Origin of the sequence: Leclercia sp. CFBP8987, assembly GCF_034044995.2 — a bacterium.
In the GTDB taxonomy this organism is placed as follows: domain Bacteria; phylum Pseudomonadota; class Gammaproteobacteria; order Enterobacterales; family Enterobacteriaceae; genus Enterobacter; species Enterobacter tamurae.
In genome coordinates, this window is the sequence record NZ_CM188255.1 from 2,374,034 (window position 1) to 2,398,901 (window position 24,868).

The 24,868-nt window shown below is 60.1% G+C and carries 25 protein-coding genes; 4 read left to right on the top strand and 21 right to left on the bottom strand.

The annotated features are described in order from the left end of the window. Positions 1-19 precede the first annotated feature (19 nt). The 4 genes from nhoA to SOM40_RS11475 form a co-directional block, all read right to left on the bottom strand. Positions 20-865: an N-hydroxyarylamine O-acetyltransferase gene (nhoA, locus tag SOM40_RS11460; RefSeq protein ID WP_320531079.1), complete on the bottom strand. Its 846-nt coding sequence runs from the start codon at positions 863-865 to the stop codon at positions 20-22. A 71-nt stretch (positions 866-936) separates the two neighbouring features. Next, complete coding sequence (locus SOM40_RS11465; protein ID WP_320531080.1) at positions 937-2,592, bottom strand: ABC transporter permease; 1,656 nt, start codon at positions 2,590-2,592, stop codon at positions 937-939. A 38-nt stretch (positions 2,593-2,630) separates the two neighbouring features. Continuing rightward, positions 2,631-3,599, bottom strand: coding sequence for an ABC transporter substrate-binding protein (locus SOM40_RS11470; RefSeq protein WP_320531081.1), 969 nt, complete (start codon positions 3,597-3,599; stop codon positions 2,631-2,633). Further along, entirely contained in the window at positions 3,596-4,288 is a 693-nt protein-coding gene (locus SOM40_RS11475; RefSeq protein WP_312078187.1) for an ABC transporter ATP-binding protein, read from the bottom strand. The genes SOM40_RS11470 and SOM40_RS11475 overlap by 4 nt, the downstream gene beginning before the upstream one ends. 136 nt (positions 4,289-4,424) lie before the next feature. Between SOM40_RS11475 and SOM40_RS11480 the strand changes: the two genes are divergently transcribed. Beyond that, the gene (locus SOM40_RS11480) at positions 4,425-5,000 is read left to right on the top strand and encodes a flavin reductase family protein (protein WP_262673753.1); all 576 of its coding nucleotides are present in this window, start codon (positions 4,425-4,427) and stop codon (positions 4,998-5,000) included. On the opposite strand, the gene SOM40_RS11485 is transcribed toward SOM40_RS11480, so the two are convergent. The 5 genes from SOM40_RS11485 to SOM40_RS11505 all read right to left on the bottom strand — a co-directional run bounded on the left by SOM40_RS11485 (position 4,994) and on the right by SOM40_RS11505 (position 11,684). After that, on the bottom strand, positions 4,994-5,611 hold the full coding sequence (locus SOM40_RS11485) for a S1 family serine peptidase (RefSeq protein ID WP_320531082.1): 618 nt from the start codon (positions 5,609-5,611) through the stop codon (positions 4,994-4,996). The genes SOM40_RS11480 and SOM40_RS11485 overlap by 7 nt on opposite strands. A gap of 15 nt (positions 5,612-5,626) precedes the next feature. Next, a complete protein-coding gene (gene fusA, locus SOM40_RS11490) occupies positions 5,627-7,729 on the bottom strand; it encodes an elongation factor G (protein WP_320531083.1) in 2,103 nt (700 codons plus the stop codon). Positions 7,730-8,027: 298 nt separating this feature from the next. Beyond that, positions 8,028-9,290, bottom strand: a complete 1,263-nt coding sequence (locus tag SOM40_RS11495; RefSeq protein ID WP_320531084.1) for a glycerate kinase type-2 family protein — start codon at positions 9,288-9,290, stop codon at positions 8,028-8,030. A gap of 3 nt (positions 9,291-9,293) precedes the next feature. Further along, the gene (locus SOM40_RS11500) at positions 9,294-10,361 is read right to left on the bottom strand and encodes a tartrate dehydrogenase (RefSeq protein WP_312186866.1); all 1,068 of its coding nucleotides are present in this window, start codon (positions 10,359-10,361) and stop codon (positions 9,294-9,296) included. Between the two features lie 15 nt (positions 10,362-10,376). Then, a complete protein-coding gene (locus SOM40_RS11505) occupies positions 10,377-11,684 on the bottom strand; it encodes an MFS transporter (protein ID WP_320531085.1) in 1,308 nt (435 codons plus the stop codon). Between the two features lie 129 nt (positions 11,685-11,813). On the opposite strand from SOM40_RS11505, the gene SOM40_RS11510 reads away from it, so the two are divergent. Further along, positions 11,814-12,710: a LysR family transcriptional regulator gene (locus SOM40_RS11510; RefSeq protein WP_320531086.1), complete on the top strand. Its 897-nt coding sequence runs from the start codon at positions 11,814-11,816 to the stop codon at positions 12,708-12,710. Between the two features lie 184 nt (positions 12,711-12,894). On the opposite strand, the gene pptA is transcribed toward SOM40_RS11510, so the two are convergent. The 11 genes from pptA to SOM40_RS11565 all read right to left on the bottom strand — a co-directional run bounded on the left by pptA (position 12,895) and on the right by SOM40_RS11565 (position 21,963). After that, on the bottom strand, positions 12,895-13,125 hold the full coding sequence (gene pptA / locus SOM40_RS11515; RefSeq protein WP_039028695.1) for a tautomerase PptA: 231 nt from the start codon (positions 13,123-13,125) through the stop codon (positions 12,895-12,897). A gap of 32 nt (positions 13,126-13,157) precedes the next feature. Beyond that, positions 13,158-13,778: a glutathione S-transferase family protein gene (locus tag SOM40_RS11520; RefSeq protein WP_320531087.1), complete on the bottom strand. Its 621-nt coding sequence runs from the start codon at positions 13,776-13,778 to the stop codon at positions 13,158-13,160. A gap of 39 nt (positions 13,779-13,817) precedes the next feature. Continuing rightward, on the bottom strand, positions 13,818-14,705 hold the full coding sequence (locus tag SOM40_RS11525) for a transporter substrate-binding domain-containing protein (protein WP_320531088.1): 888 nt from the start codon (positions 14,703-14,705) through the stop codon (positions 13,818-13,820). 9 nt (positions 14,706-14,714) lie between these two features. Next, positions 14,715-15,488, bottom strand: coding sequence for an amino acid ABC transporter ATP-binding protein (locus SOM40_RS11530; protein WP_225758760.1), 774 nt, complete (start codon positions 15,486-15,488; stop codon positions 14,715-14,717). After that, positions 15,472-16,395, bottom strand: a complete 924-nt coding sequence (locus SOM40_RS11535) for an amino acid ABC transporter permease (RefSeq protein ID WP_106992935.1) — start codon at positions 16,393-16,395, stop codon at positions 15,472-15,474. The genes SOM40_RS11530 and SOM40_RS11535 overlap by 17 nt, the downstream gene beginning before the upstream one ends. 9 nt (positions 16,396-16,404) lie before the next feature. Beyond that, positions 16,405-16,914 carry a GNAT family N-acetyltransferase gene (locus SOM40_RS11540; protein WP_262673741.1) on the bottom strand — a complete coding sequence of 170 codons (510 nt, stop codon included), beginning with the start codon at positions 16,912-16,914 and terminating at the stop codon, positions 16,405-16,407. Between the two features lie 9 nt (positions 16,915-16,923). Further along, entirely contained in the window at positions 16,924-17,856 is a 933-nt protein-coding gene (locus tag SOM40_RS11545; protein WP_106992937.1) for an ABC transporter substrate-binding protein, read from the bottom strand. A gap of 11 nt (positions 17,857-17,867) precedes the next feature. Continuing rightward, positions 17,868-19,184: an NtaA/DmoA family FMN-dependent monooxygenase gene (locus tag SOM40_RS11550; protein ID WP_501050815.1), complete on the bottom strand. Its 1,317-nt coding sequence runs from the start codon at positions 19,182-19,184 to the stop codon at positions 17,868-17,870. A 15-nt stretch (positions 19,185-19,199) separates the two neighbouring features. Further along, complete coding sequence (locus SOM40_RS11555; protein ID WP_262661033.1) at positions 19,200-20,321, bottom strand: amidohydrolase; 1,122 nt, start codon at positions 20,319-20,321, stop codon at positions 19,200-19,202. Then, positions 20,318-21,313, bottom strand: a complete 996-nt coding sequence (locus tag SOM40_RS11560; RefSeq protein ID WP_320531089.1) for an LLM class flavin-dependent oxidoreductase — start codon at positions 21,311-21,313, stop codon at positions 20,318-20,320. Before SOM40_RS11560 ends, SOM40_RS11555 begins: the two co-directional genes overlap by 4 nt. 110 nt (positions 21,314-21,423) lie before the next feature. Then, entirely contained in the window at positions 21,424-21,963 is a 540-nt protein-coding gene (locus SOM40_RS11565; RefSeq protein ID WP_313824852.1) for a P-loop NTPase family protein, read from the bottom strand. 349 nt (positions 21,964-22,312) lie between these two features. On the opposite strand from SOM40_RS11565, the gene SOM40_RS11570 reads away from it, so the two are divergent. Then, complete coding sequence (locus SOM40_RS11570; protein WP_320531090.1) at positions 22,313-23,848, top strand: methyl-accepting chemotaxis protein; 1,536 nt, start codon at positions 22,313-22,315, stop codon at positions 23,846-23,848. A 127-nt stretch (positions 23,849-23,975) separates the two neighbouring features. Further along, positions 23,976-24,122, top strand: a complete 147-nt coding sequence (locus SOM40_RS11575; RefSeq protein WP_106992943.1) for a hypothetical protein — start codon at positions 23,976-23,978, stop codon at positions 24,120-24,122. Here SOM40_RS11575 and SOM40_RS11580 read toward each other — a convergent pair. After that, on the bottom strand, positions 24,119-24,733 hold the full coding sequence (locus SOM40_RS11580; protein ID WP_320531091.1) for a Fic/DOC family protein: 615 nt from the start codon (positions 24,731-24,733) through the stop codon (positions 24,119-24,121). The genes SOM40_RS11575 and SOM40_RS11580 overlap by 4 nt on opposite strands. Between the last annotated feature and the right edge of the window lie 135 nt (positions 24,734-24,868).

Here is a 24,868-nt window from a genome sequence, read left to right on the forward strand (position 1 = left end):
GCTTACGCCCCTTCCCGCCCTATTTCCCCGCCTGTGGATGGGTTTCAAACCCGGCCATCACCGCCGTCAGTTCTGCCAGTGAAAAACCGTACTTCGGATCGTCCACCCCCAGCCCGAACCGCTCCTGCATCAGCTGATACAGCGCCCCGGCATCCGGCAAATTACTCTGCTCCACCACGTGCCCGTCCTGCCAGTGGGTAAAGTGCAGGTTGGTGAGGGTCAGTTTACCGCCGTCCGGCAGATGGCGGCACATCAGCAGATGATGACGAAAATGGGACTGCGGCCAGTGTGCGGACCAGAAGTTGCCCATCACGTAATCGGTCTGATACTGGGCGGCGAGATCGAAGTGATACATCGACTGCCAGTGGTCATGATGACGGAACTGGAGTACCCAGTCCTGGCCGTCGTTGATCAGCCGGTAGACCCCGTGCGGCGTCGCCTGCTCCGCTTCGGCGATTAACCGAATCGGCGCGGTCAGCGTTTGCCCACCAAAACCGACATCGGCGATCCAGCGTTCATCGTTCAGCTCCACCAGCAGCAGGCGATGCGTGCGCGGCGGCATGTGGGGCGGATTCGCCAGCACTACCCGGCCCAGCAGGCTGCGGACGTTAAAGCCCACCTCACGCAGCACCCGCTCAAACAGGCCGTTCTGCTCAAAGCAGTAGCCCCCGCGCCGGGCGGTGACCAGCTTATCCACCAGGGATTGCTCATCGAGCTGGATCTCCCGCGGCAGCACCACATCGATATTTTCAAACGGAATGGTACTGTTGTGCTGCAAATGCAGCGCCCGCAGGGTGTTGATGTCCACAGAAACCGGCTGCTGCCAGCCGGTACGGGCGAAATAGGCGCTTAAAAACGGGGTCATAATCAGTTTCCTTTTACAGTCTCCCTTGTTTATAAACTATTTTTACCCGTCCACTGTCGCAATAGTGCTTTTTATCCCCGAGCCGAGCGCTGCATGATCCCCAGCGCCGTGAGCATTAATACCAGCCCGGTAAGCAGCGTCAGGGTCGCCATCGCCATTCCCTGCCCGACCGAGCCCTGCTCAAACTGCCGCCAGATGAATACCGACACGGTCTGCGTCCCCGCCGGGGCCAGCAGCAGCGAGGTAACAAGCTCCCGCGAGGCGATGGCAAACACCATCAGCATCGCCGCCAGCATCGCCGGAGAGACCAGCGGCAGGACGATAAAGCGCAACGCCTGCAATGCCGACGCGCCATGCACCCGCGCGGCAGGCTCGAGGTTGCCCCCCAGCTGGCGCAGCGCGCTGCCGACATAGCGCACCGGCCACGGCAGCAGCAGGCAACAGTAGGAGAGCAGCAGGATCGCCCAGCTGTTGTAGGGTGATACCGGCCAGAACGGCTGGTTCCACAGCAGGATCAGCCCCACCCCGACCACCACGCCGGGCAGCGCGGCAGGCATCAGCGACAGCGCATCTAACAGCCCGTGGCCTTTGATCTTCTGCACTACCACCAGCCAGGCGGCCAGCAGCCCGAGTAAACCGGTGATACAGGCCGCCCCAAGGGCCAGCGACAGGCTGGTGCCCAGCGCCGACAGGGCGTCCCCCTGCTGGCTGAACAACGCCGCATAGTGGGAGGTAGTCAGATTGGCGAGCGTCACTCCCCCCGATAAGGTGCCCAGCACCCCGGACAAGGCCATGGAGGCTCCCGGCAGGATCACCGCGATAAATCCGGTCAGGGCCAGCAGCGCCACCACCGGCAGGGTAAAGCCACCGGCATCCGCGCCCATGTTCTCCGTCGGTTTGCCGGTAATACTGGTCACGTCCTGATTGCCGGTCAGCTTTTTCTGCAGCCACCAGGCGCTCAGGGCGATGGTCACCAGCACCACCGAGAGCATCGACGCCCCCGACAGATCGATCGGCCATTCAGCGAGTTTTTTCTCGATATCGGTGGTGAGCATCAGTACCCCGGCACGGGTCCCGAGCGCCGCGGGCACGCCATACTCTTCAATCGCCAGGGTGAAGGCCAGCAGCATCCCCGCCGCCAGCGACGGCGACAGCATCGGCAGCGTGATATGCCAGAAGGCCCGGCCAGGACTGGCCCCATGTACGCGCGCCACCAGCGCCAGCCGTTGTCCGCTCGCCAGCAGGCTACGCGACACCGCAAAATAGACCACCGGGAAGATGTTCAGGGCCATCACCAGCACGATCCCGGTCTGGCTGAACAGCAGATTATTCAGGTTGAGACCGGTAAGCTGTTGCAGATAGCCGTTGGGTTGCAGCACCAGCATCCACGACAGCGCGGCGATATAGGGCGGGGTTAAAAACGGGATCAGAAACAGCAGATCCCACAGCCGGGGCAGCGGCAGATTAAGCAGCCCGCGCGCCACGCCAAGGGGAAAGCCGATCAATGCGCTGACCAGCGCCACGCCGACCGCCACCTGTAGCGTACCGCCCAGCATGGCGGGCAGTTGCGGCTCGGCCAGCAGCGTCGCGACGCCGCTAAAGGCCCCGGCGAAAACGCCGGCGCTGAACTGCGGAAACACCGCCTGCAGCAGAATAAACGTGAGCGGAGACGCCACCAGGATCACCAGCAGCGCCAGCGTCGTCACCGACAAGAATTTAGGATTCACAAAACAGTCCTGAAGACGGGGTTGCCCCCGTCAGGTGATTATAAGGTGAAGAGCGTGTTGAAACGCTTGAGGATATCGCTGCGTTCGCTCGTACCGTCGCTTTTGGTCGGCAGGATTTTCAGATCGTTGAGCAGCGGGCGCTTAGCCTGCACGTCGCCACGGGCGGGCATCAGCCAGGCATCGGCCACCATCGCCTGGCCTTCTGGCGACAGGACGTAATCGACGAAGGCTTTGGCATCCTCCGCGTGTTGGGTAGATTTGAGGATCATCATTGGACGCGGGGCGATTACCGTCCCGCTGGCCGGGAAGATCACCTTCAGGGATTCGCCCTGGCTGATGTTGCCATACGACACATAGTCCACCGCGCCAAACACCGCCGCTTTGGCCCCCTGCATCACCGGCGTCACCGCCTGGGCATTCGGGCCGCTGACCACCATGCCGTTCTTTTTCAGCTCATCAAACAGGGTCCAGGCCTTATCGCCCATCCCATTTTGCAGCCCGATCAGCAGATCGAGCGACGCGCCGGACAGCGCCGGGTCCGGGGTGGTGACTTTATCTTTGAAAGCCGCGGTGGTCAGATCGCGCCACTCTTTCGGCTCCGGGGTGCCGCTTTTTGTGTTCCAGACGATGCCCAACGCTGAAATGCCCTGCGCGACGTAGTCGTCAGATTTCAGATCCGCAGGCACCTTCGCCGCATTGGCGCTCTGGTACGGCAGCAGCCAGCCGCGGTTATGCAGATCTTCTGCGGTATCCCAGGAGGCGGAGATCAGAATATCGGCCTGCGGATTCGCCTGCTCCGCCTCAAGGCGGGCCATCACTTTGCCGGTAGTCGCCTGGAAGATATCCACCTTCACGCCGGTTTTCTTTTCAAAACCGCTGGCGAGGTTTTTAGCCAGCGACCCCGGGCCTGCGGTGTAGACGGTCAGCGCGTGGGCGCTGGAGATCATAACGGACGATAACGCCATGGCTAACAGCACTCCTTTTTTAACGGACATTGCAGCTTTCATGCGAACTCCCCTGAGGATGTAATCAAACGATCGGCAGCGACGCTGCCAGCAGACAAATGCACGATGCGATCGGCCAGGATTTCAGCCTCCCGGCGGTCGTGGGTAACATAGACGGCGGTGGTGCCGAGCTGGCGCAGCAGCGTGGCCATCTCATGACACAAGGTGCCACGCAGTTCGCTGTCGAGGTTGGAGAGCGGCTCGTCAAACAGCAGCACCCGCGGCTCGGCGACGATCGCCCGGGCCAGCGCCACGCGCTGTTGCTGCCCGCCGGAGAGCCCGGCCGGTTTGCGTTCGGCGAAATCGCTTAACCCGACGCGGGCCAGCGCCTGCGCTACCCGGCGGTCGCATTCCTGACGCGGGATATGGCGCATTCGCAGTGGGAACGACACGTTCTGTGCCACAGTCATGTGCGGCCAGAGGGCGTAATCCTGAAACACCATGCCGATGTCCCGGGCTTCCGGCGGTAAGGCCCATCCGGTTTTCGCCACCAGGCGATCGCCAAAATGGATCTCTCCTTCTGCGGGCTGGGTTAACCCCGCCAGCAGACGCAACAGGGTGCTTTTGCCGCAGCCCGACGGCCCCAGCAGCGCAACCACGCTACCCGGCTCGATATGCAGATCGATTTGATTCAAAACGGTGTTCGCGCCAAAAGCGTACGAGACGCCTTTGAGCGTAATGGAAGTGAGCATATTGTTATCCTCTTTGGGATTTGATGCTCGCCACTGTAGGCAGCTTGTGTGACGAATAAATTACGCATTTGTTGCAGCTTGATTTCCAATGGCTTTCAGCCGTTTAATGCTCTGACGCTATTTATGAGGAAAATCGATGAGCCACTTCCGCCCCGTTGAGTTAATGCACGCCAGCCGCCTGTTGAATCACGGCCCGACCGTTTTGATCACCAGCCGCGACGAGACCATCGACCGCCGCAACGTGATGGCCGCCGCCTGGTCGATGCCGGTGGAGTTCGAGCCGCCGCGGATCGCCATCGTGGTGGATAAAAGCGCCTGGTCGCGGGAGCTGATCGAGCGCAGCGGCAGGTTCGGGATCGTCATTCCCGGCGTGGCGGCCACCAACTGGACGTATGCAGTGGGCAGCGTCAGCGGCCGCGATGAGGATAAGTTCAACTGCTACGGCATTCCGGCGATCGACGGCCCGGTGCTGGGGCTACCGGTGATTGAGGAGAAGTGTCTGGCGTGGATGGAGTGCCGTCTGTTGCCTGCCACCTCGGCGGCAGAAAAATATGACACCCTGTTTGGCGAGGTGGTCTCTGCCGCAGCGGATGAACTGGCATTCGTGAACGGGCGATGGCAGTTTGACGACGATAAGCGCAATACCCTGCACCATCTCGGCGCGGGAACCTTTGTGACCAGCGGGAAGCAGGTCAAAGCGCCGGGTCAGTAACTCTTATAGGGAATACGCATCCGGTCCAGCAGGTTAGTAAAATCCTGCACCGCGACGAATGCCACCGCCCCTTTGCCAGGAATGACGTTGGTGATGATCCCCACCGTCTCCCCGGTCATACTGTCCACCACTGGCCCGCCGGACATGCCGGATACCGCCCCCGCGCCGGTAATGATGCCGTAGTAGCAGCCGTCACGCTTCACGAAGCCGTCGATTTTCCCCATGCTGGATTTGGGCAGGCTGTTGATGGCGCTGTAGCCGAACAGAGTCACGTTGCGCCCGACCCTGGCGTACGCCAGCTGATGCACGATCTTGCCGCGGTTGTTATCGCCAATCACCGCCACATCGCAAACAGGATGTTGCGCCCTGACCGGCTTGAGCAGCGGCACGGCGACATGGGCGGCGGTAAGAGAAAGCGTGCTTGAGACCGGAAAGGTGGTGCCCTGCATTCCCGCCGCCAGCCAGTTCAGCGGCGCAGGCAGGCCGATAAAGACTAAATCCGCCTGCTTCGTGGCGGAAAAGTCAGTGCGGCTGGTGCCGGACATCACCACGCACCCCAGCAGTGTAAGGGGTGCCATGAGTGCGGCGAGAGCAAAATGCAGACGCTTCATGGTTCACCCCAGGATCTACTTTTTCGACCGCCCGGCGATAATCTCATCGGCCACGATACGCGGCGCTTCGGCGTAATGGTGGAACTCCATGCTGTAGGTGGCCCGTCCCTGAGACATGGAGCGCAGCGTGGTGGCGTAACCGAACATCTCCGCCAGCGGCACGTCGGCACGGATAATCTGGCTGCCGAACTGCTCCTCCATCCCCTGCACCAGCCCGCGTCGGGAAGAGAGATCCCCCATAATATTCCCGGCGTACTCCTCCGGGGTTTCAACCTCGACGTGCATCATCGGCTCGAGGATCACAGGATCGGCTTTGCGCGCCGCATCCTTAAAGCCGAAGATCGCCGCCATGCGGAAGGCCATCTCCGAGGAGTCGACGTCGTGATAGGAGCCAAAGGTCAGGGTCGCTTTGATATCGACCACCGGATAGCCCGCCAGCACGCCGCTGTTCATCGCCTCCCGCAGCCCTTTTTCCACCGACGGAATATACTCCCGCGGCACCACCCCGCCCTTGGTGGCATCGACAAAGGCAAAGCCGCTGCCCGGCGCCTGCGGCTCGAGGCTCAGCACCACATGGCCGTACTGCCCTTTGCCGCCGGACTGGCGAACAAACTTACCTTCGATGTCGCTCACCCCTTTGCGGATAGTTTCCCGGTAGGTGACCTGCGGACGGCCGATATTGGCCTCGACACCGAACTCGCGTTTCATGCGATCGACGATGATCTCCAGGTGTAGCTCCCCCATCCCGGAAATAATGGTCTGGCCGGACTCTTCATCGGTATGCAGATGGAAAGAGGGATCTTCCGCCGCCAGTCGATGCAGGGCGATGCCCATTTTCTCCTGATCGGCTTTGGTTTTCGGCTCGATGGAGAGGGAGATCACCGGGTCCGGGAACTCCATCCGCTCAAGGGTGATCACTGCCCCGGGGTCGGTCAGGGTGTCACCGGTAGTGACATCCTTCAGCCCGACGCAGGCGGCGATATCCCCGGTCCGCAGCTCCTCGACGTCGTGGCGATCGTTGGCATGCATCAGCACGATGCGCCCGATGCGCTCTTTCTTACCCTTCACCGGGTTAAATACCGCATCGCCTTTTTTCAGTACCCCGGAGTAGACGCGGATAAAGGTCAGCTGCCCGACGTAGGGGTCGGACATCAGCTTGAACGCCAGCGCTGAGAAAGGTTCTTCATCGCTGGGATGACGTTCGGCGTGCTGCCCCTTTTCATCCACGCCGTCGATGGCGGGCACGTCGAGGGGGGATGGCATCAGCTCAATCACCGCATCCAGCATCCGCTGCACCCCTTTGTTTTTAAAGGCGCTGCCGCAGAGCATCGGCTGGATCTCCCCGGCTACAGTGCGTTTGCGCAGGCCGCGGATAATTTCCGCTTCGTCGAGTTCGTTGGTTTCGAGGTATTTATCCATTAACTCGTCGCTGGCTTCCGCCGCCGCTGAGACCATTTTCTCCCGCCAGGTTTTGGCGGTGGCCTGCAGATCGTCCGGCACCGGGGCATAGCTGAAGGTCATCCCCTGAGTAGTGTCATCCCAGATGATGGCCCGCATGTGGATCAGATCCACCACCCCGGTGAAGTGCTCCTCGGCCCCGATGGGGATGACAATCGGCACCGGGTGGGCTTTCAGCCGGTCGATCATCATCTGCACCACGTGAAAGAAGTCAGCCCCCGGACGGTCCATCTTGTTGACGAAGGCGATGCGCGGCACCCGGTACTTATTGGCCTGCCGCCAGACGGTTTCTGACTGCGGTTGTACCCCGCCGACGGAGTCATAGACCATCACCGCCCCGTCCAGCACCCGCATGGAGCGCTCCACCTCAATGGTGAAATCGACGTGCCCGGGGGTGTCGATGATGTTGATGTGGTGCGGCTCAAAACCGCGGTCCATCCCGGACCAGAAGCAGCTCACCGCCGCCGAGGTGATGGTTATCCCCCGCTCCTGCTCCTGCGCCATCCAGTCGGTGATCGCCGCGCCATCGTGGACCTCCCCCATCTTATGGCTCACCCCGGTATAAAACAGGATGCGCTCGGTGGTGGTGGTTTTACCGGCGTCGATATGCGCCGAGATACCGATGTTGCGATAACGCTCGAGAGGAATGGACCGGATCATGATGCATCCTTATTTAATGGACATGACAATTACGCGCTGGGGTAGCGCGTGCAGGTATGTAGATCAGTGTAGTGCCCTGTCAACGGGGGGACGGGTGATTTACGGTGAGGGAATCAGACCGAGCTGCAACGCCGGGTGAGGCACAAACGGTTCCCTCTCCCTTGAGGGAGAGGGTTAGGGTGAGGGGGAACAAGCCGCTCCGAAACAACAACGCCGGGTGGCGGCTACGCCTTACCCGGCCTACGGGATCGGTGTGGTAGGCCGGGCAAAGCGAAGCTGCCGCCCGGCATAACCCAAGTCAGGTGATCACTATCGCCCGAATATCATTCACATTGGTTAATGTCGGGCCGGTCACCACCAGATCCCCCGCTTCGGCAAAGTAGCTGTAACTGTCATGCCCGCGCAGCATCGCCTTCGCATCCAGTGAGGTTCGGACCAGCGTATCCGGGGTGACAATCGCTCCTGCCGCATCCTCGGTGCCGTCAATCCCGTCGCTGTCTCCGGCGATGGCGTAAATCCCCGCCTCGCCCTTCAGCGCGCAGGCCAGCGCGAGCAAGAACTCGGTGTTGCGCCCGCCGCGTCCGGCACCTGCGTTCCCAATCGTGACCGTGGTTTCTCCGCCGCTGAGCAGTACCGCCGGGCCTTTGACCGGCAGACCGTGCTGCTTCACCGATTTGGCGATCCCGGCCATCATGATCCCCAGTTGAGCGCTCTCTCCTTCCAGGGCATCCCCCAGAATCAGCGGGGTGAAGCCCATTCGCTGCGCTACGGCTGCAGCGGCCGCCAACGCACCGGAAGGGGTGGCGATCAGGCGGATATCATCATCTATCTCCTTAGCAGTCACCGGGGCGCGCGGCGTGTTCAGCACCCGCATCACCGGCTCCGGCAGATCCAGACCGTAGCGGGCGATAATCTCCAGCGCCTCTTCCGCCGTGGAGCTGTCCGCCACCGTCGGGCCGGAGGCGATGCTCTGGGGATCGTCGCCGGGCACATCGCTGATAATCAGGGTGATCACCCGGGCGGGTCTGGCCGCCAGCGCCAGCCGTCCGCCTTTAATATCCGACAGCTGTTTGCGAACGGTATTCATCTCCTGGATGGTCGCCCCGCTGTTCAACAGCGCTTTGTTTACCGCCTGCTTATCGGCGAGGGTGATCCCTTTGCGTGGCAGGGCCAGCAGCGATGAGCCCCCGCCGGAGATCAGCGCGATGACGCAGTCGTCGGCGGTAAGATTTTTGACCTGCTCCATCATCAGCATCGAGGCCACTTCGCTCATCGCATCCGAGACCGGGTGCGCCGCCTCGACGATGCGAATTTTTTGCGTCGGGGCCGCATGACCGTAGCGCGTCACCACCACGCCGTGCAAATCGACATCCGGCCAGGCGGCTTCCAGCGCGGCAGCCATGGCGGCGCTGGCTTTCCCGGCCCCGACCACGATGCAACGCCCACGCGGTTTCTCCGGCAGGGCTTTAATCAGCGCTTCATGGGGATCGGCACTCTTTACTGCCGCCATGAAGATCTCAGTAAGCGCCCCTTGCAGGGCGCTGTCGTCGTGTTGTGCCATAGGTCAGCCTTCTGCGATGGCGCGGATCACCGCCTGAGTGACCTCGCGGGTGTTGGCCGTGCCGCCCACGTCCGGGGTCATGATGCCCTCAGCACAGACTTTTTCCACCGCGGTCATCAGGCGGATTGCGGCCTCGCCTTCGCCAAGATGCTCCAGCATCTGCGCCGCGGTCCAGAAGCTGGCGACCGGGTTGGCGATGCCTTTGCCGGTGATATCAAACGCCGAGCCGTGGATCGGTTCGAACATCGACGGGAAACGACGCTCGGGATCGATGTTGGCGGTCGGGGCCACCCCCAGACTGCCCGCCAGTGCGCCGGCCAGATCGGAAAGAATATCGGCGTGCAGGTTGGTCGCCACGATGGTGTCCAGCGACTCCGGATGTAGGGTCATGCGCACGGTCATGGCATCCACCAGCATTTTGTCCCAGGTGACGTCCGGGAACTCGCGCGCCACTTCGGCAGCGATCTCGTCCCACATCACCATCCCGTGACGCTGGGCGTTGGATTTGGTGACCACGGTTAACAGCTTACGCGGACGGGTCTGCGCCAGACGGAAGGCGTAGCGCATAATGCGCGTTACCCCGGTGCGGGTGAAAATGGCCACCTCGGTGCCCACCTCTTCCGGCAGGCCGCGGTGCGCGCGACCGCCATGGCCGGAATATTCTCCTTCCGAGTTCTCACGCACGATCACCCAGTCGAGGGTGCCCGGCACCGCCTTGCGCAGCGGGGACTGAATGCCCGGCAGGATTTTGGTTGGACGCACGTTGGCATACTGATCGAAGCCCTGACAGATCGGCAGGCGCAGCCCCCAGAGGGTGATGTGATCCGGTACGTCCGGAGCCCCCACCGCGCCAAAATAGATGGCGTCGAAGGCTTTCAGCTGCTCCAGCCCGTCTTCCGGCATCATCACCCCGTGGGTTTTGTAGTAGTCCGAGCCCCACTCGAAGGTGTGCACCGAGAAACGCATATCGCCCTGACGCTGGGCCAGCGCGTGTAACACTTCCACACCTGCGGTGATCACTTCCGGGCCGATACCGTCTGCGGGGATAGCTGCAATGGCGTAATCTTTCATCTTTTATTCCTTAAATTAATGTTTTGACTGAATTAATGTGTCGTTGGCCTGCGCCTTGCGGCTGGACGCCGAGAGCCACAGCACCACGAGTGAAGAGAGGATCAGCAGCCCGGCGACAAACCACAGCCCCCAGGTGTAACTCCCGGTCTGTTGCTTAATCAGACCAATCATGAACGGACCGACAAAGCCGCCAAGATTGCCGAGTGAGTTGATGGTGGCGATACCCGCCGCAGCCGCCGACCCGGACAGGAACAGGGTCGGCATGCTCCACAGCGGTGGTTTAGAGGCGCTGATGCCGCAGTTAACGATGGTCAGCGCGAGGATCACCCCGACGATGCTCGCCGTGCTGCCCGCCATAAACAGCCCCGCCGCCGCGACGATGCAGGCTGCAATCACGTGCCACGAGCGTTCGCCGGTTTTGTCGGAATGACGCGCCCAGAGCACCATCGCCACCACCGCCATTACCGCCGGGATCGCATTCAGCAGGCCGACGGTCATTGAGGAGACGCCGAGGGTTTTGATGATCTGCGGCGACCAGATGCCGAGGGTATAGAGCCCGGCGGAGGTGCCGAAGTAGACCAGCGACAGGGCCAGAACGCGTTTATCCAGCAGCCCTTTCCAGACGCTGTGCTGCGCCGTGCCCTGTTTAGCGGCCTGCTCACGTTGCAGGGTAGAAATCAGCCAGCCGCGCTCCTCCTCGCTGAGCCATTTCGCTTTTTCCGGGCGGTCGGTGAGCCAGAACAGCACCACCACGCCGAGGATCACCGCCGGTACCGCTTCGAGGACAAACATCCACTGCCAGCCGGCAAAGCCCATCATGCCGTGCATCTCCAGCAGCGCGGCGGAGATCGGCGAGCCAAGCGCGGTAGAGATTGGCGCTGCAGCCATAAAAATTGCCGTTACCTGAGCGCGCTTTTGCGCCGGGAACCAGTAGCTTAAGTAGAGGATGATCCCCGGGAAGAAGCCTGCCTCCGCCACACCGAGCAGGAAACGCAGGGTGTAGAAGCTGGTGGTGCCCTGGACAAAGGCCATCCCGCCGGAGACCAGCCCCCAGGTGATCATCACACGGGCAATCCAGATGCGGGCCCCGACCTTGTGCAGGATCAGGTTGGATGGGACTTCAAACAGGAAGTAGCCGAGGAAGAAGATCCCGGCACCAAACCCGAACACCGCCGGAGAGAAGCCGAGTTCGGCGTTCATGGTGAGCGCCGCGAAGCCGATGTTGACGCGGTCGAGGAAGGCGATGAAGTACAACAGCATGATGAAGGGGACGATGCGCAAGGTGATTTTGCGCATTACCCGTTGTTCGATTGTGCAGGTCATGTGAGGTGTTCCTCATAATTATTTTGTAGGGTACGCAGTCGGGCTGCCTTGATGAGTATGCTGATATTTCTTGCATGATCATGCGCATCGGTTTATACAAAAAAATGCAATAATCGCGAGCGAGCCAAAATGGAACTACAACACCTGCGCTGTTTCCTGGCAGTAACCGAAACCCTGCATTTCGGTCAGGCGGCACAAAAACTGGATATGCTGCCCTCTGCCCTGGGAAGGAATATTCGTCTTTTAGAAGAGACACTTGGCACCCGGCTGTTTACCCGATCGACCCGCCGGGTGGCGCTCACCGAGAACGGGGTATTGCTGCGGGAAGAGGCACGCAAACTGCTCGCTCATGCCGACGCGATTATGTTGCAATTTCGTCAAAATCCACGCCGTTCACAGCCGCTGTTGCGCGTCGGCACCATCGACAGCGCGGCCATCGGATTGCTGCCAGGATTGTTGCAATTGTTCCGTCAGCACTACCCGGCGGTAGAGATCCAGCTCTTCGAAGATAAGACCGTCCATCTGCTGCCGAAGCTGAAAAGCGGCAGGCTGGATCTGGTGTTTATCCGCCCTCCCGCGCAGCTCGACGCTCAGTTTGGCCGGGCATTTCTCTGCAATGAGCCGGGGATTCTGGCTCTGCCTGCCAGCCACCCGTTTGCTGACCGGGAAACCGTCGATATTGCCGAGCTGGAAGGCATGCCGATGATCCTGCCGGAGCGACGTTCCCGTCCGCACAGCCATGATTTGACCATGAACCTGTTCCATACCGCCGGGATTGAGGTGACAGTGTCACAGATGGCGGACGAGAAGCAGACCATCATCAACCTGGTGGCGGCGGGGATTGGGCTGGCGATTGTCCCGGCGTGGAGCAGCCGCTATCTGATGCCGGGAGTGAAATTTGTGAAGCTGAACGGTGCAGATAAGATGGGAATGCCGCTGGAGGCGGTATGGATGGCCGGGGCGCAGGATGAGATACGGGATAATATGCTGGCGATGCTGGAGGCGCATCCGGAGTTGTATGTGTGAATCGCCGGGTGGCGGAGGTAAAAGCAAAACGGCAACCGAGTTGCCGTTTTATGTGTTTGCTCCCTCTCCCTATGGGAGAGGGTCGGGGTGAGGGCATCAGGCCGCAGAGCAATGCCGGGTGGCGGCTGCGCCTTACCCGGCCTACGTGTACTACGTGTACGCCGCCCGGCAAACGGCACCGTACTTACATCGAATAACCCGGCTTCTTAATCAGCTCATCCAGCTTCGGGCCAATTTCCGTATCCCAGACCTGCGCTTTCCAGTCGGCTTCCTGAACTTCGTTCAGGGCCACGGAAATAGAGCGATCTTTACTGTTCAGATGGCGCGTAATCACCTCGGCGATATCCGCCGCCAGGGCGGTTTTTTGCTCGTCGTTCAGATCGCGGGGAAAACATTTAATATCAACGTGTGGCATGGGCAGGGCTCCTTTTGAGTAATGGTTCCAGACTAGCAGAGTATGTCGTTGTCTTTTAGCACCTTGTGCAGTTTCGGGAGCTTGCCCACGCTATCGGCAACGGCGGTGATCTTCGGTGTGTTGGCGGCAAACCAGTCCGGACGCGGCCCCCAGATACGCATCACGCACAGATAGCAGTCGATAAGGGTGATCTGCTCGCCAAAGGCGTACGGCGTGGCTTTGAGGTGGTTATCCAGCCACAGGTAGAGCGATTTGCGGTACTCCCGGCAGTTATGCTGCAACTGCTCCGGGGCATCCGGTGCCCAGCGTTCCGGGTAGTCGGCATAGGTAAAGGTGGGATAGACGTTAGCCACCAGCCAGATCAGCAGGCGCTGAAACTGCTGACGCTCGCTACTCCCGAGCGGAGGGGCCAGATCGGGACGGCGATCGAGGATCATCAGCGCAATCGCCGCCGTTTCCGTCATGATCTCGCCGTTCTCCAGCTCGAGGGTCGGGACCTGACACAGCGGGTTGAGTTTTTCCAGCAGCTCACGGGTTTCGCCAGGCTTATCGAACCCGTCGACGTTGATAAACTGGTACGAAATATCGGCCAGGGTCAGCATCACTTCACTGATGGCTGAGCCCCAGCCGGGAACGCCATAGACTTTGATCATCGGCTATACCTCGGTCAAAGCCTTAAGTGTAGAGCAGCCTCAGTAGGTTATCCCGGGCGGGTTGACCTCCGACTGCGCCACCGCTTCGCCCTGCTCCCCCCAGCGGGCCAGCACCTTCTGGTAGTCACCCCGCTGGATGGCCCCGTCGAGCGCGGCCTGCAGGGCATACACCAGCTCGTTGCCTTTTTTAGTAGTGGTGGCCACGTAAGCCTTTTTCGGCCCTAAGCCCACCACCCGGGTTTTGCCGGTCAGGGCCTCTTTGTAGGCGGAAACCGACTGCGGGCCGAAGAACACATCCGCCCTGCCGGACTGAATATAGAGATTGCCGGAGGCGTCGTCGGTCAGGTAGACCGGCAGCGCAGGCTCGCGCCCGGCGGTTTTGTTCTCCTCGTTCCAGCCCAGCAGAATACGCTCCTGGTTAGTTCCCGAACCAACTATCACCTTTTTACCGGACAGATCGGCAGCGCCCTTGATCGACTGGACTTCGCTGGTGGATTTCACCGAGAAGGCCAGGTTATCGACGCGATAGGTGGCAAAATCAAACTTCTGTTTGCGCTGCTCGGTCACCGCAATGTTGACCAGCGCCACGTCGTAGCGCCCGGAGGTGATGCCCAGCGGCCAGTCCTCCCACGCTGTCGGCACCAGCTTGAGTTTTAAACCCAGGCTCCCCGCCAGCAGCCGGGCGATATCCGGGTCGCTGCCGATGCGGGTGCGGTTATCGCTGGCCAGCAACGCCAGCGGCGGCGAGTTAAGGGCCGAAATGGCGACGGTTAAGGTGCCCGGTTCAACAAATTTGTAGTTCGCCGGGATCTTCGCCACCGCCTGCCTATCCACCGTCACTGGCAGCGGCTGCTCGTTAGCCTGTAAATCAATCGAGGCGTGGCTTGCAGAGGCCACCAACAACAACGCCAGTAATCCCTTTTTCATCTTCTCCCCTTACAGGACTTTGGACAGGAACTGCCGCGTTCGGGCGTGGGACGGACGGTTCAGCACCTCGTCGCTGCTCCCCTGTTCGACGATTTTGCCATCAACCATAAACACCACCTGGTCCGCCACTTCCCGGGCAAACCCGATCTCATGGGTTACTACCACCAGGGTAGTGCCGGAGCGGGCCAGCTTTTTGATCACATCCAGCACCTCACCCACCAGCTCGGGATCCAGCGCCGACGTCGGTTCATCAAACAGCATTACCCGTGGGCGCAGGGCCAGAGCGCGAGCGATGGCGATGCGCTGCTGCTGCCCGCCAGACAGATGCCGGGACCAGGCGTCGGCCTTATCGCGCAGCCCGACCACGTCGAGCAGATCGTAGGCCCGTTCGACGGCTTGTTTACGGCTCAGCTGTTTATGGGCAATGGGTGCCTCGATCAGGTTCTCCAGCACCGTCAGGTGTGGGAACAGGTTGAAGTTCTGGAATACGTACCCGACGTTGATGCGCTGTTTGAGGATCGCTTTCTCCTTCAGCTCATACAGAGTGTTGCCCTCCCGGCGATAGCCGATGTAATCCCCGTCAATCTGAATAAAGCCTTCATCCACGCGTTCGAGGTGGTTAATGGTGCGCAGCAGGGTCGATTTACCGGAGCCGGACGGGCCGAGGATCACCGTCACCGAGCCCGGCGGGATCTCCAGCGAGACGTTATCCAGCGCCTTGTGACGACCAAAGAACTTGCTCACGCCGGTAATGGAAATATGTCCTTCAGGAGAGGCTTGCATGGACAGGCTCCTGTGTGGTTTGGGTGGTCACGGAACGGGTGCGGGTGGCGCGGGTGGTGTTCACCGCCGAGCGGCGCTCGCTGCGGGCCAGGGCACGTTCCACCAGATGCTGGATTGCGGAGAGCACGGTGGTGATCACCAGATACCAGACGGCACCGACCATCAGGAGCGGGATCACCTCCTGGGTGCGGTTGTAGATCATCTGGATGGTGTAGAACAGCTCCGGCATCGCGAGGACGTAAACCATCGCCGTGCCCTTGGCGAGGCTGATGATTTCGTTGAACCCGGCCGGCAGAATGGTGCGCAGCGCCTGGGGCAGGATGATGCGCAGGGTACGGCGCGAGGCTGGTAAACCCAGCGCGGCAGCGGCTTCATACTGGCCGTGATCGACCCCGAGGAAACCGCCGCGAATAATCTCCGCAGTGTAGGCGCTCTGCACCAGCGTCAGCCCGACCACCGCGGTGGAGAACTGCCCCAGCACGTTGATGGTCTCAAAACTACCCCAGGTGATGCCGGTGAACGGCACGCCGAGCGACAGCGTGTCGTACAGATAGGAGAAGTTGTAGAGGATGATCAGGACCACAATCAGCGGCAGGGAGCGGAACAGCCAGATATAGCCCCAGGCGAGGCTGCTCAGCAGCCACGAGGACGACAACCGGGCCAGGGCTAACAGGCCGCCGATCACCACGCTCAGCGCGGTGCCGATCAGGGTCAGGAGTAACGTCTGCCCCACCCCTTCAAGGATCACCGGGTCGAAGAACCAGCGCGCGAACACGCTCCACTCCCAGCGGGGGTTGAATGCCACCGACTGTACGACAACCGCCAGCACAAACAGCGCCACAATCGCCCCCACCGTGCGCAGCGGGTAGCGCGCCGGGACCACTTTGATGGTTTCAACGTTGTTCATGGTCGTTCCTCATGCCGATTTACTGAACGCTTCGCGTACCAGCGTTTTGGTGAAGCGCAGCCGCCCGTCGAACGGCGGCTGGCTGTACTCTTCCGGGTCGCGGTCGAGGTCGAACTGCGCCGCGTAGCCCTGGCTCAGGTAGAGCCGCACCGCTTCCGGCTGACGGAAACCGGTGGTGAGGTAGATCTGGCTGTAACCGGCCAGCACCGCCCGGCGTTCAAGCTCCTGCACCACCCGGGCGGCAAGCCCCTGCTGGCGCAGGGATTTGTCGGTCCAGATCCGTTTGATCTCGGCGGTGTGATCATCGAAGGGTTTGTACGCCCCGGTGGCGATGATTTTCCCGTCGCGCTCCAGCACAATAAACAGCCCCTGCGGCGCCAGATACCACTCGGTCAGTTCGATCTCAGCATCTTTGGAGAAGTAATCCCCGTAGCGCGCGGCGTATTCCCCGAACAGCCCCTCGATGATGGGCTGAAGTTCGGCATCCGCAGGCGTTACGTCACGAAAAAGGTCGCTCATAGGTTCTCCTTAGTCGCCCAGGCCAGCCGGATTCACTTCTGAACTCGGGATACGCTCCACGCCTTCCCCCCAGCGGTTCAGCACCTTGTCGTAGTCGCCGTTCTTGATCGCCCCGTTGAGGGCGGTCTGCACCGGTTCGGCCAGACCGCTGCCTTTCTTCAGGGTCACGGCGATGTGCGCCGCTTTCGGCCAGCCACCGTCAACGCTGCCCACCAGTTTGGTTTTGCCGGTGAGGGCCGCTTTCCACGCGCCAATCACGTTCGGGCCAAAGTAGGCGTCCGCGCGACCGGACTGTAACGCCAGCGTCTGGGCAGCATCATCTTTGGTGTAGATCGGGGTGAACGGCTTGAGGCCCTTCTTCTGGTTTTCCGCATCCCACGCCAGCAGGATCGCCTCCTGGTTGGTGCCGGAACCCACGATAATCCGCAGCCCGGCGATATCTTCCGCCTTCTCAAGTTTCTTAATCGGGCTGGTGGATTTCACGTAGAAGCCCAGCGAATCCTTACGGTAGGTGGCGAAATCGAACTTCTGTTTGCGCTCTTTGGTGACGGTGATGTTGCTGATCGCCGCGTCGTATTTCCCGGAGGTGACACCCAGCGGCCAGTCTTCCCAGGAGGTGGGCACCACGTTCAGCTCCAGCCCGAGGCTGTCGGCCACCAGACGGGCGATATCGGCCTCGCTGCCAATCAGGGTTTTGTTGTCATCGGCAAACACCGTCAGCGGCGGCTGGCTCTGCGCAGAAATCGCCACGGTAAATTTCCCCGGCACCACCGGCTTAAAGCTCGCGGGAAGCTGGGCGATGGCCTGCGGGTTTTTCGCGGTATTGATCGGCGTTTTGTTGGCTTCGAGGCTGACCCCGGTGCCGTTAATGTTGACGTTCTCTGCCCAGACGGCAGGGGTAAAGGCCAGCGCGAGCGCCAGAATAAGCGATGATTTTTGCATGGCAGGTTCTCTTATTGTTGTGTGAACTGATTTGCTGGTTGGTCTAATCCCAGGCTCTCACGCAGGGTGGTGCCGGGATATTCTGTGCGGAACAGGCCGCGGGCCTGCAACAGCGGCACCACCTGATCCACGAAGCGCGGGAAGGTATCCGGCGTGCCGCCCTGGATGATAAAACCGTCTGCGGCATAGCCTTCAAACCACTGCTGCAAGCCGTCGGCCACCTGTTCCGGGGTGCCGGAAAAACGCGGGCGCGGCGAGGCAGCTTCCAGTGCCACCTGACGCAGGGTTAAGTTGCGTTCCCGGGCGTTACGCTTGATCTCATCGGTGGTGCTGCGGAAGCTGTTTTTTCCCAGGTCGCCAACGTCCGGGAAGGCTTCATCCAGCGGATACTGGCTGAAATCGTGGTGCTCAAAATAGCGACCGAGATAGTTCAGGGCATCGTTGATGGAGACCAGCGCGGCAGTGGTCTGGTACTGCGCCTCCACGTCGTCGGCGTCTTTTCCGACGATCACGCTCACCCCCTGGAAGATGTGCAGCTCGTCCTCGCTTCGACCATGCTGTTTCAGCTGGCTTTTGACGTCATGCCAGAAGGCCTGGGCTTCTTCGTAGGTTTCATGGTGGGTAAAGATGGCGTCAGCATGTTTCGCCGCCAGCTTTTTGCCGTCGTCCGAGGCCCCGGCCTGGAAAACGATTGGCCTGCCCTGCGGCGTGCGGCCAATGTTCAGCGGCCCGGCCACCTTGAAGAAATCCCCGTGGTGATCGAGGGTGTGCAGCTTTTTAGGGTCGAAGAACTGTCCGGTCTCTTTGTTACGCACAAAGGCGTCGCCCTCCCAGGAGTCCCACAGCCCTTTCACCACGTCGAGATACTCATCGGCGATGCGGTAACGCAGGGCGTGCTCCGGGTGCTTGTCACGGGAGAAGTTCTTCGCTGACCCTTCCAGCGGCGAGGTGACCACGTTCCAGCCCGCCCGGCCGTTGCTCAGGTGATCGAGGCTGGCGAACTGGCGCGCTACGGTGAACGGCTCGCTGTAGGAGGTGGACAACGTCCCCACCAGCCCCAACCGTGATGTGACGGTCGCCAGCGCCGACAGCACGGTCAGGGGCTCAAAGCGGTTGAGAAAATGCGGGATCGACTTCTCGTTGATGTAGAGACCATCGGCGACAAAGATAAAGTCGAGCTTGCCCGCTTCGGCCTTCAGGGCCGTCTCTTTGACAAAGTTAAAATTGATGCTGGCATCGGCCGGGGCTGCCGGATGACGCCAGGCGGACATATTTCCCGAGGCGCCGTGCAAAATCGTGCCCAGGCGCAGCTGTCGTGGTGCGGACATATTCCCTCCTTACCCTTAAAGTTGATTCAGTGCTTTTTCCGCAAGTCGGGCGAAGTAACGCGCGGCGGGTTCGATTAAGGCTTCGTCCGGGTTAAAGGCCGGATGATGTAAGCCATACTGGCTGGCGCTGCCGATGCTGACGAAAGCCCCGGGGATCTGCTGCAGGTAGACGGCGAAATCCTCCCCGCCCATGTGCAGTTCAGCATGCCGGGTTTCATAGCCGCTTTCGCTAGCCACCGAGGTGGCAAACTCGGCCCAGTTGGCGTCGTTAACCAGCGCGGTAGGCCCGGCGTACCAGGTGATGTCGATCTGCGCGTTAAAGGCGGCAGCAAAGCCAGCAGCGATTTCGGCCACCCGGGCCTTCACGTTCTGCTGCACTTCGGTGCGATGGGTTCTGAGGGTGCCTTCCAGCTCGACGCTCTCCGGCAGCACGTTCCAGGTGTTGCCCCCGGTAATGCGGGTCACGCTCAGCACCACCGAGTCGAGGGTATTGACGTTGCGGCTGGCGACGCTTTGCAGAGCAGTGACTAACTGGCTGGCGAGCAGGATGGCGTCGTTGCCTTCATGCGGACGAGCGGCATGCGCCCCTTTGCCGGTGATGCGGAACACGAAGCGGTCGACGTTGGCGTAGAACGGTCCGCCGCGGGTGGCGAAACTGCCCACCGGCAGACCGGGTTCGTTATGCATGCCGAAGATGGCGCTGACGTCGCGCAGGGCCCCGGCGCGCACCAGGCTTTTGGCGCCGCCGAAATTCTCCTCCGCGGGCTGGAACAGGATCCGCACCCGGCCGTTCAGCGAGGCTTCCCGTTCTTTCAGCTTCAGGGCCGCGCCGAGGATCACGCTGGTGTGGATGTCGTGGCCGCAGGCGTGCATCACGCCGGGGCGCTGAGAGGTAAAGGCTACGCCGCTGCGCTCCTCGATCGGCAGGGCGTCAATATCAGCGCGCAGGGCGATCTGTTTTTCACCCTTCCCCACCTCGGCGACCACGCCGGTTTCCAGGTCGTAAGGCAGAACCTTAATTCCGGCGTCGCCTAACCACTGACGCAGGCGGGCGGTGGTTTGGACTTCCTCCCCGGAAAGCTCCGGGTTCTGGTGCAGTTCGCGGCGCCAGGCGATCAGCTGTTGTTCGAGGCTCATACTGCCACCTCCCGCGGCTCGCGGGCCTGGGCCAGCAGGCGCAGGGATTGCACCCGGGCGGTGCCCTCCGCGACCGGCGTATCAATGATGAACTCGTCGATGCCCCACTGCTGATGCAGCGCCTCCAGCTGTGCGAGCACCGACTCGGCGGTACCTGCCAGCAGCGACTGGGCGCGACGGGCGATGCGCAGCGGCTCGCTGCCTGCCTGACGGGCAAAGGCGTAAGCCTGCTCTTCGCTGGCAACGGTGACCCGCTGGCCGTTGGCAAGCTCAACGCCCCACACCTCCACTGATTTTGCTAATTGGTCAGCCTGGGCCTGAGTTGGGGCCACAATGGCCTGCACCGCGACAATCACCTCCCGGGCGCTATGGGCGCGCCAGGTGACGATCGCCTCACGCAGCAGTTCCGGGTCGCCATTCAGATGGGCGGCAAAGACAAAGTCCCAGTCGAGGCTGGCGGCAAGACGCGCGCTCTCCGCGCTGGCCCCCAGCAGGAAGCCAGCCGCCGCCACCTGCGGTAACGGGGTGGCACGAACCGCCTCCTCCTGTGATGTTGGGTTGATCCAGCCATTCAGCTGCGCCAGTTGGGAGGCGAAGTCGCCCTTCTCCTGCTGGCTGAGGCCGAGCTGTAATGCCCGGGTCGAGAGCGGCAGGCCGCCCGGCGCTTTGCCGACGCCCAGATCCACACGACCAGGGGCGATAGCCGCCAGCAGGTTGAAGTTTTCTGCCACTTTGTAGGGGCTGTAGTGTTGCAGCATTACTCCGCCAGAGCCGACGCGAATGCGTTTCGTCTGCCCGAGGATCCAGGCAATCAGCAGCTCGGGTGACGGGCTCGCCAGCTGTGGGGTGTTATGGTGTTCGGCAATCCAGAAGCGGTGATAACCCAGGGTTTCGGCCTGCTGCGCCAGGCTCAGCGTGCGCGCCAGTGCATCGGCGGCCGTTTCGTTTTCTGCGACAGGACTTTTATCCAGAATGCTGATTCGCCAGGACATGTTGCAATCTCGTTTGACTAAACATGTCGCCATTATTAAGGGGCGATTTCAGCGCTGAGAAACAATTAATTTACATTTGGTTTGCCGGATTTCAGATATAAGGTGTCAGATTACAGCGTTGCACGAAGCTCAGCGATCAGGGCATCGGCCTGTTGCCGGGAGGTGATGCGCACGAAGCGGATGTGGGCAAAAGCCGGATTCTGCATGTCGGCTTCATAGCGTGCGCGGTTGCTGCGCCAGGTCTTGATCGTCCACAGTAATATCGACTCGCGGCTGAAAAAGGTGCGGCGAAAGCTCTCCCGATTGCCGGTGCCGGGCCACAGCTCCTGCTGAGTCCAGGCGCGTTTTACCGCCCGGGTGACGGCCTGACGCAGGGTGCGAGCCAGGCCGTAATCGACCCACACCACCAGATCGACGTGGCGCCATTTTATCGGACGGGTGCGGTTGTAGTTGCCGTCCAGCACCCAGCCAGGCGTGGCGCTGAGCGCCGCCTCCAGCTTTGCGAACATGACGTCGTCCGGGGTGCCCTGCCAGTCGGGACGCCAGTACAGGGTATCCATTTCGATACAGGGTAGCGCCAGTTCGGCGGAGATCCGGCGGGCAAGCGTGCTCTTGCCGCTGCCGCTGGTACCAACCAGGTTGATTTTCATCACATTTCCTGATGAGTCGGGGAAAACGGGCTAACAATGATAATGTTTTATCATTGTTAATGAAACACGATTTCGGCGGTATGGTTTAGGCCACGGATTCATTATTTTCTTAATATTTACCTTAAGGCGGTTTATTTCCCGCCTGCTTTACTTTCTGCATCCCGCTGATTGCATTTTTATGACCTGGATACTCATTAATACGAAAAAATAGTTAATTGCGGCGCTTTCTAATTCATTACTTTTTGTGGAGAATACGCCAGCCGTAATATTACAGAATAAATATCCAACCTTGCCTGACTCTTTTATCGGGCGGCTACTCTTTTACACAGACATCACCATGGAGTTATTCATGAGGCGTAACAATCACGTTACACAAAACGAGCATTTGCTTAACGAAGGGTCGACCTTAATGTCGACCACCGATACCCTGAGTCATATTACGTATGCGAACTCGGCCTTTATTGATGCCAGTGGTTATAAAGAAGAACATCTTATTGGTGAACCGCATAATGTGATCCGCCATCCGGATATGCCTCCGGAGGCGTTTGGCGATATGTGGTTTACCCTCCAGCAGGGCGAGAGCTGGACCGGGCTGGTAAAGAACCGCCGCCACAACGGGGATCACTACTGGGTGCGAGCCAACGTTACACCGGTCTACCAGAATGACACTTTGACCGGTTATATTTCGGTGCGGAATATTCCTGAGCGTCGTGAGGTCGATGCCAGTGAAGCGCTTTATCAGCGGGTACGAAATAACGAATTAAAAAGCCATCGCTTTTATAAAGGTGTGCTGGTGCGTCGGGGTATATTCTCCTTTCTCTCTATTTTCAAACGACTCAGCACTGCAAAACGGGTTAATTACTCCCTTGGTATTACCGCCCTGATTGCCCTCGCCCTTCCTTTATTATTTCCTGATGAAATAATGCAGTCCGGTGGCCTCGCGGTGCTGTTTATTTTGCTGTCGATATTTCTTAATGCCCAGATCTGCCGCCCGGTGAAAACCATTGTTAAACAGATGCAGCGCGTCGTCTCAGGCCGCAAGACCGACTATTACCACTTCGATCGCGTCGATGAGATTGGCCTGATGATGCGGCTGGTTAATCAGTCCGGATTAAACCTGAATTCACTGGTGGATGATGTCGGGACGCAAATCAGCGGCATCCGCGCCATCAGTCAGCAGGTCGCTAAAGAAGGCGACGCTCTGCAGGCCCGCTCGGAAGAGACCTCGGGAGATCTGCAGCAGACCGCCGCGGCGGTGGAAGAGATTGCCAGCGCGGTACAACAGACGGCCCAGACGGCGGAAGACGCAATCCGCATGGCCGACCAGACCAGCGCCAGCGCTTACAGCGGCGAAGCGGTGCTGAAGCAGACCATCGGCGTGATGCAGTCGGTGTCGCGGGATAACGGCCAGATAGTCGATATCATCGCGGTGATCGACCGTATCGCCTTCCAGACCAATATCCTGGCGCTGAATGCCGCGGTGGAAGCCGCCCGCGCCGGGGAAGCAGGCCGCGGTTTTGCGGTGGTGGCCGCCGAAGTGCGTAATCTGGCCCAGCACTCAGCGTCTGCCGCGAAGGAGATCGCGTCGCTTATCGAGAAGAATGTCGCCAGCGTCAATGCCGGGGTCAATATGGTCGAGCAAACCGAAACCCAGCTAACCACCATGATCGGCAACGTGCTGAACATGTCGGCGTTGATTAAAGAGATCGGCCACGCCACTCAGGAGCAGACCCAGGCGCTGACCCTGATTAATGAGTCCATTTCCCGTATCGGAGTGATGACCCATAACAACACCGGGATGGTGGAGCACGTCACCCAGGCGGCCAACCACCTCACCCAACGCACCACCCGCCTGCAGCAGGCGATTGCGGTGTTTGGCGGCTAATCACTATCGGGGCGAAATTGTCATTTCGCCCCGATGAAATGTCAGGAGCAAGGCCGCTGTAATAACAGCCTTGCTAATGGCCCTGTTCCTCCCTAGAATTTCCAGAGTCGCTCAGGAGATACGTAGCATGAGAAAAAAAACCATTACAAAAGCGCAGATTTATCGTTCCGTTGCCAGCTCAACCGCGATCGAAACAGGTGTTGCTGTGCAAAAAATCGAGCAGCAACTTAAACAAAATCTGGCCCAGGCGAAAGCCGTTGGTCTAGCCCGCTAATCTGGCAAAATATCGCTTACCAGTTGCATCATGGGTCTGTAGTTGCCTGAGACACCAGCCTGAATTGCCTTGAAGTAAAAAAGCTTGTGCTCGTCCCATAAGCTGTAATCCAGCACTCCTTTTCCCGCCAGAACGGACAGCATATCGAAGAGTAGCCGCGACAGACGTCCATTACCTTCCCTGAATGGATGAATCAAAATAAACTCAACATGACATTCGGCCAGATAACTCACCAGCTCAGGACGCGTCAGGTTTTTTAGTTCACCAGAACGGGAGAGATATTGCTTCTCGAAGCCAGCAATCAGCAACGGGATCCTGTTGGCTGCGGCGAACTGAAAACCGTCCTTTGTCAGGTTTGCATTACGCAACTTCCCCGCCCAGTCGTACACATTTCCCAGCCATTTCCGGTGCCATACCCTGATATGTTCAAAAGCCAGCCCCGAAAGCGGCTGATCTTCGATGAACAGTTCTTCATACAGCATCAGCAACAAGCCCGATTCCAGCGCTTCCATTTCATCGACATCGATGATCCCTAATTTGTTCGCCAGAACCGAGTCGCCAGAGCCAGGCTGGTAACGCTGTTCCGCTGAATGAAGTTCATATTTTGACAAGCCGTTACCTCCTCTCTAACGCGTTTTAACGTTGCACCCTGCGCCTTACTGTCGTGAAATCTGTCGAGCGTAGCGATTCGGGTTCATCATATCTACCACCATTCATCGCTACGGCAAAATGGCTAACCCGGCGAA

Bases quoted from the DNA above. Each gene is read 5' to 3' on its own strand.
- nhoA (WP_320531079.1), bottom strand. From the start codon at position 865: ATGACCCCGTTTTTAAGCGCCTATTTCGCCCGTACCGGCTGGCAGCAG.
- SOM40_RS11470 (WP_320531081.1), bottom strand. From the start codon at position 3,599: ATGAAAGCTGCAATGTCCGTTAAAAAAGGAGTGCTGTTAGCCATGGCG.
- SOM40_RS11475 (WP_312078187.1), bottom strand. From the start codon at position 4,288: ATGCTCACTTCCATTACGCTCAAAGGCGTCTCGTACGCTTTTGGCGCG.
- SOM40_RS11480 (WP_262673753.1), top strand. From the start codon at position 4,425: ATGAGCCACTTCCGCCCCGTTGAGTTAATGCACGCCAGCCGCCTGTTG.
- SOM40_RS11485 (WP_320531082.1), bottom strand. From the start codon at position 5,611: ATGAAGCGTCTGCATTTTGCTCTCGCCGCACTCATGGCACCCCTTACA.
- fusA (WP_320531083.1), bottom strand. From the start codon at position 7,729: ATGATCCGGTCCATTCCTCTCGAGCGTTATCGCAACATCGGTATCTCG.
- SOM40_RS11495 (WP_320531084.1), bottom strand. From the start codon at position 9,290: ATGGCACAACACGACGACAGCGCCCTGCAAGGGGCGCTTACTGAGATC.
- SOM40_RS11500 (WP_312186866.1), bottom strand. From the start codon at position 10,361: ATGAAAGATTACGCCATTGCAGCTATCCCCGCAGACGGTATCGGCCCG.
- SOM40_RS11505 (WP_320531085.1), bottom strand. From the start codon at position 11,684: ATGACCTGCACAATCGAACAACGGGTAATGCGCAAAATCACCTTGCGC.
- SOM40_RS11510 (WP_320531086.1), top strand. From the start codon at position 11,814: ATGGAACTACAACACCTGCGCTGTTTCCTGGCAGTAACCGAAACCCTG.
- pptA (WP_039028695.1), bottom strand. From the start codon at position 13,125: ATGCCACACGTTGATATTAAATGTTTTCCCCGCGATCTGAACGACGAG.
- SOM40_RS11520 (WP_320531087.1), bottom strand. From the start codon at position 13,778: ATGATCAAAGTCTATGGCGTTCCCGGCTGGGGCTCAGCCATCAGTGAA.
- SOM40_RS11525 (WP_320531088.1), bottom strand. From the start codon at position 14,705: ATGAAAAAGGGATTACTGGCGTTGTTGTTGGTGGCCTCTGCAAGCCAC.
- SOM40_RS11530 (WP_225758760.1), bottom strand. From the start codon at position 15,488: ATGCAAGCCTCTCCTGAAGGACATATTTCCATTACCGGCGTGAGCAAG.
- SOM40_RS11535 (WP_106992935.1), bottom strand. From the start codon at position 16,395: ATGAACAACGTTGAAACCATCAAAGTGGTCCCGGCGCGCTACCCGCTG.
- SOM40_RS11540 (WP_262673741.1), bottom strand. From the start codon at position 16,914: ATGAGCGACCTTTTTCGTGACGTAACGCCTGCGGATGCCGAACTTCAG.
- SOM40_RS11545 (WP_106992937.1), bottom strand. From the start codon at position 17,856: ATGCAAAAATCATCGCTTATTCTGGCGCTCGCGCTGGCCTTTACCCCT.
- SOM40_RS11550 (WP_501050815.1), bottom strand. From the start codon at position 19,184: ATGTCCGCACCACGACAGCTGCGCCTGGGCACGATTTTGCACGGCGCC.
- SOM40_RS11555 (WP_262661033.1), bottom strand. From the start codon at position 20,321: ATGAGCCTCGAACAACAGCTGATCGCCTGGCGCCGCGAACTGCACCAG.
- SOM40_RS11560 (WP_320531089.1), bottom strand. From the start codon at position 21,313: ATGTCCTGGCGAATCAGCATTCTGGATAAAAGTCCTGTCGCAGAAAAC.
- SOM40_RS11565 (WP_313824852.1), bottom strand. From the start codon at position 21,963: ATGAAAATCAACCTGGTTGGTACCAGCGGCAGCGGCAAGAGCACGCTT.
- SOM40_RS11570 (WP_320531090.1), top strand. From the start codon at position 22,313: ATGAGGCGTAACAATCACGTTACACAAAACGAGCATTTGCTTAACGAA.
- SOM40_RS11575 (WP_106992943.1), top strand. From the start codon at position 23,976: ATGAGAAAAAAAACCATTACAAAAGCGCAGATTTATCGTTCCGTTGCC.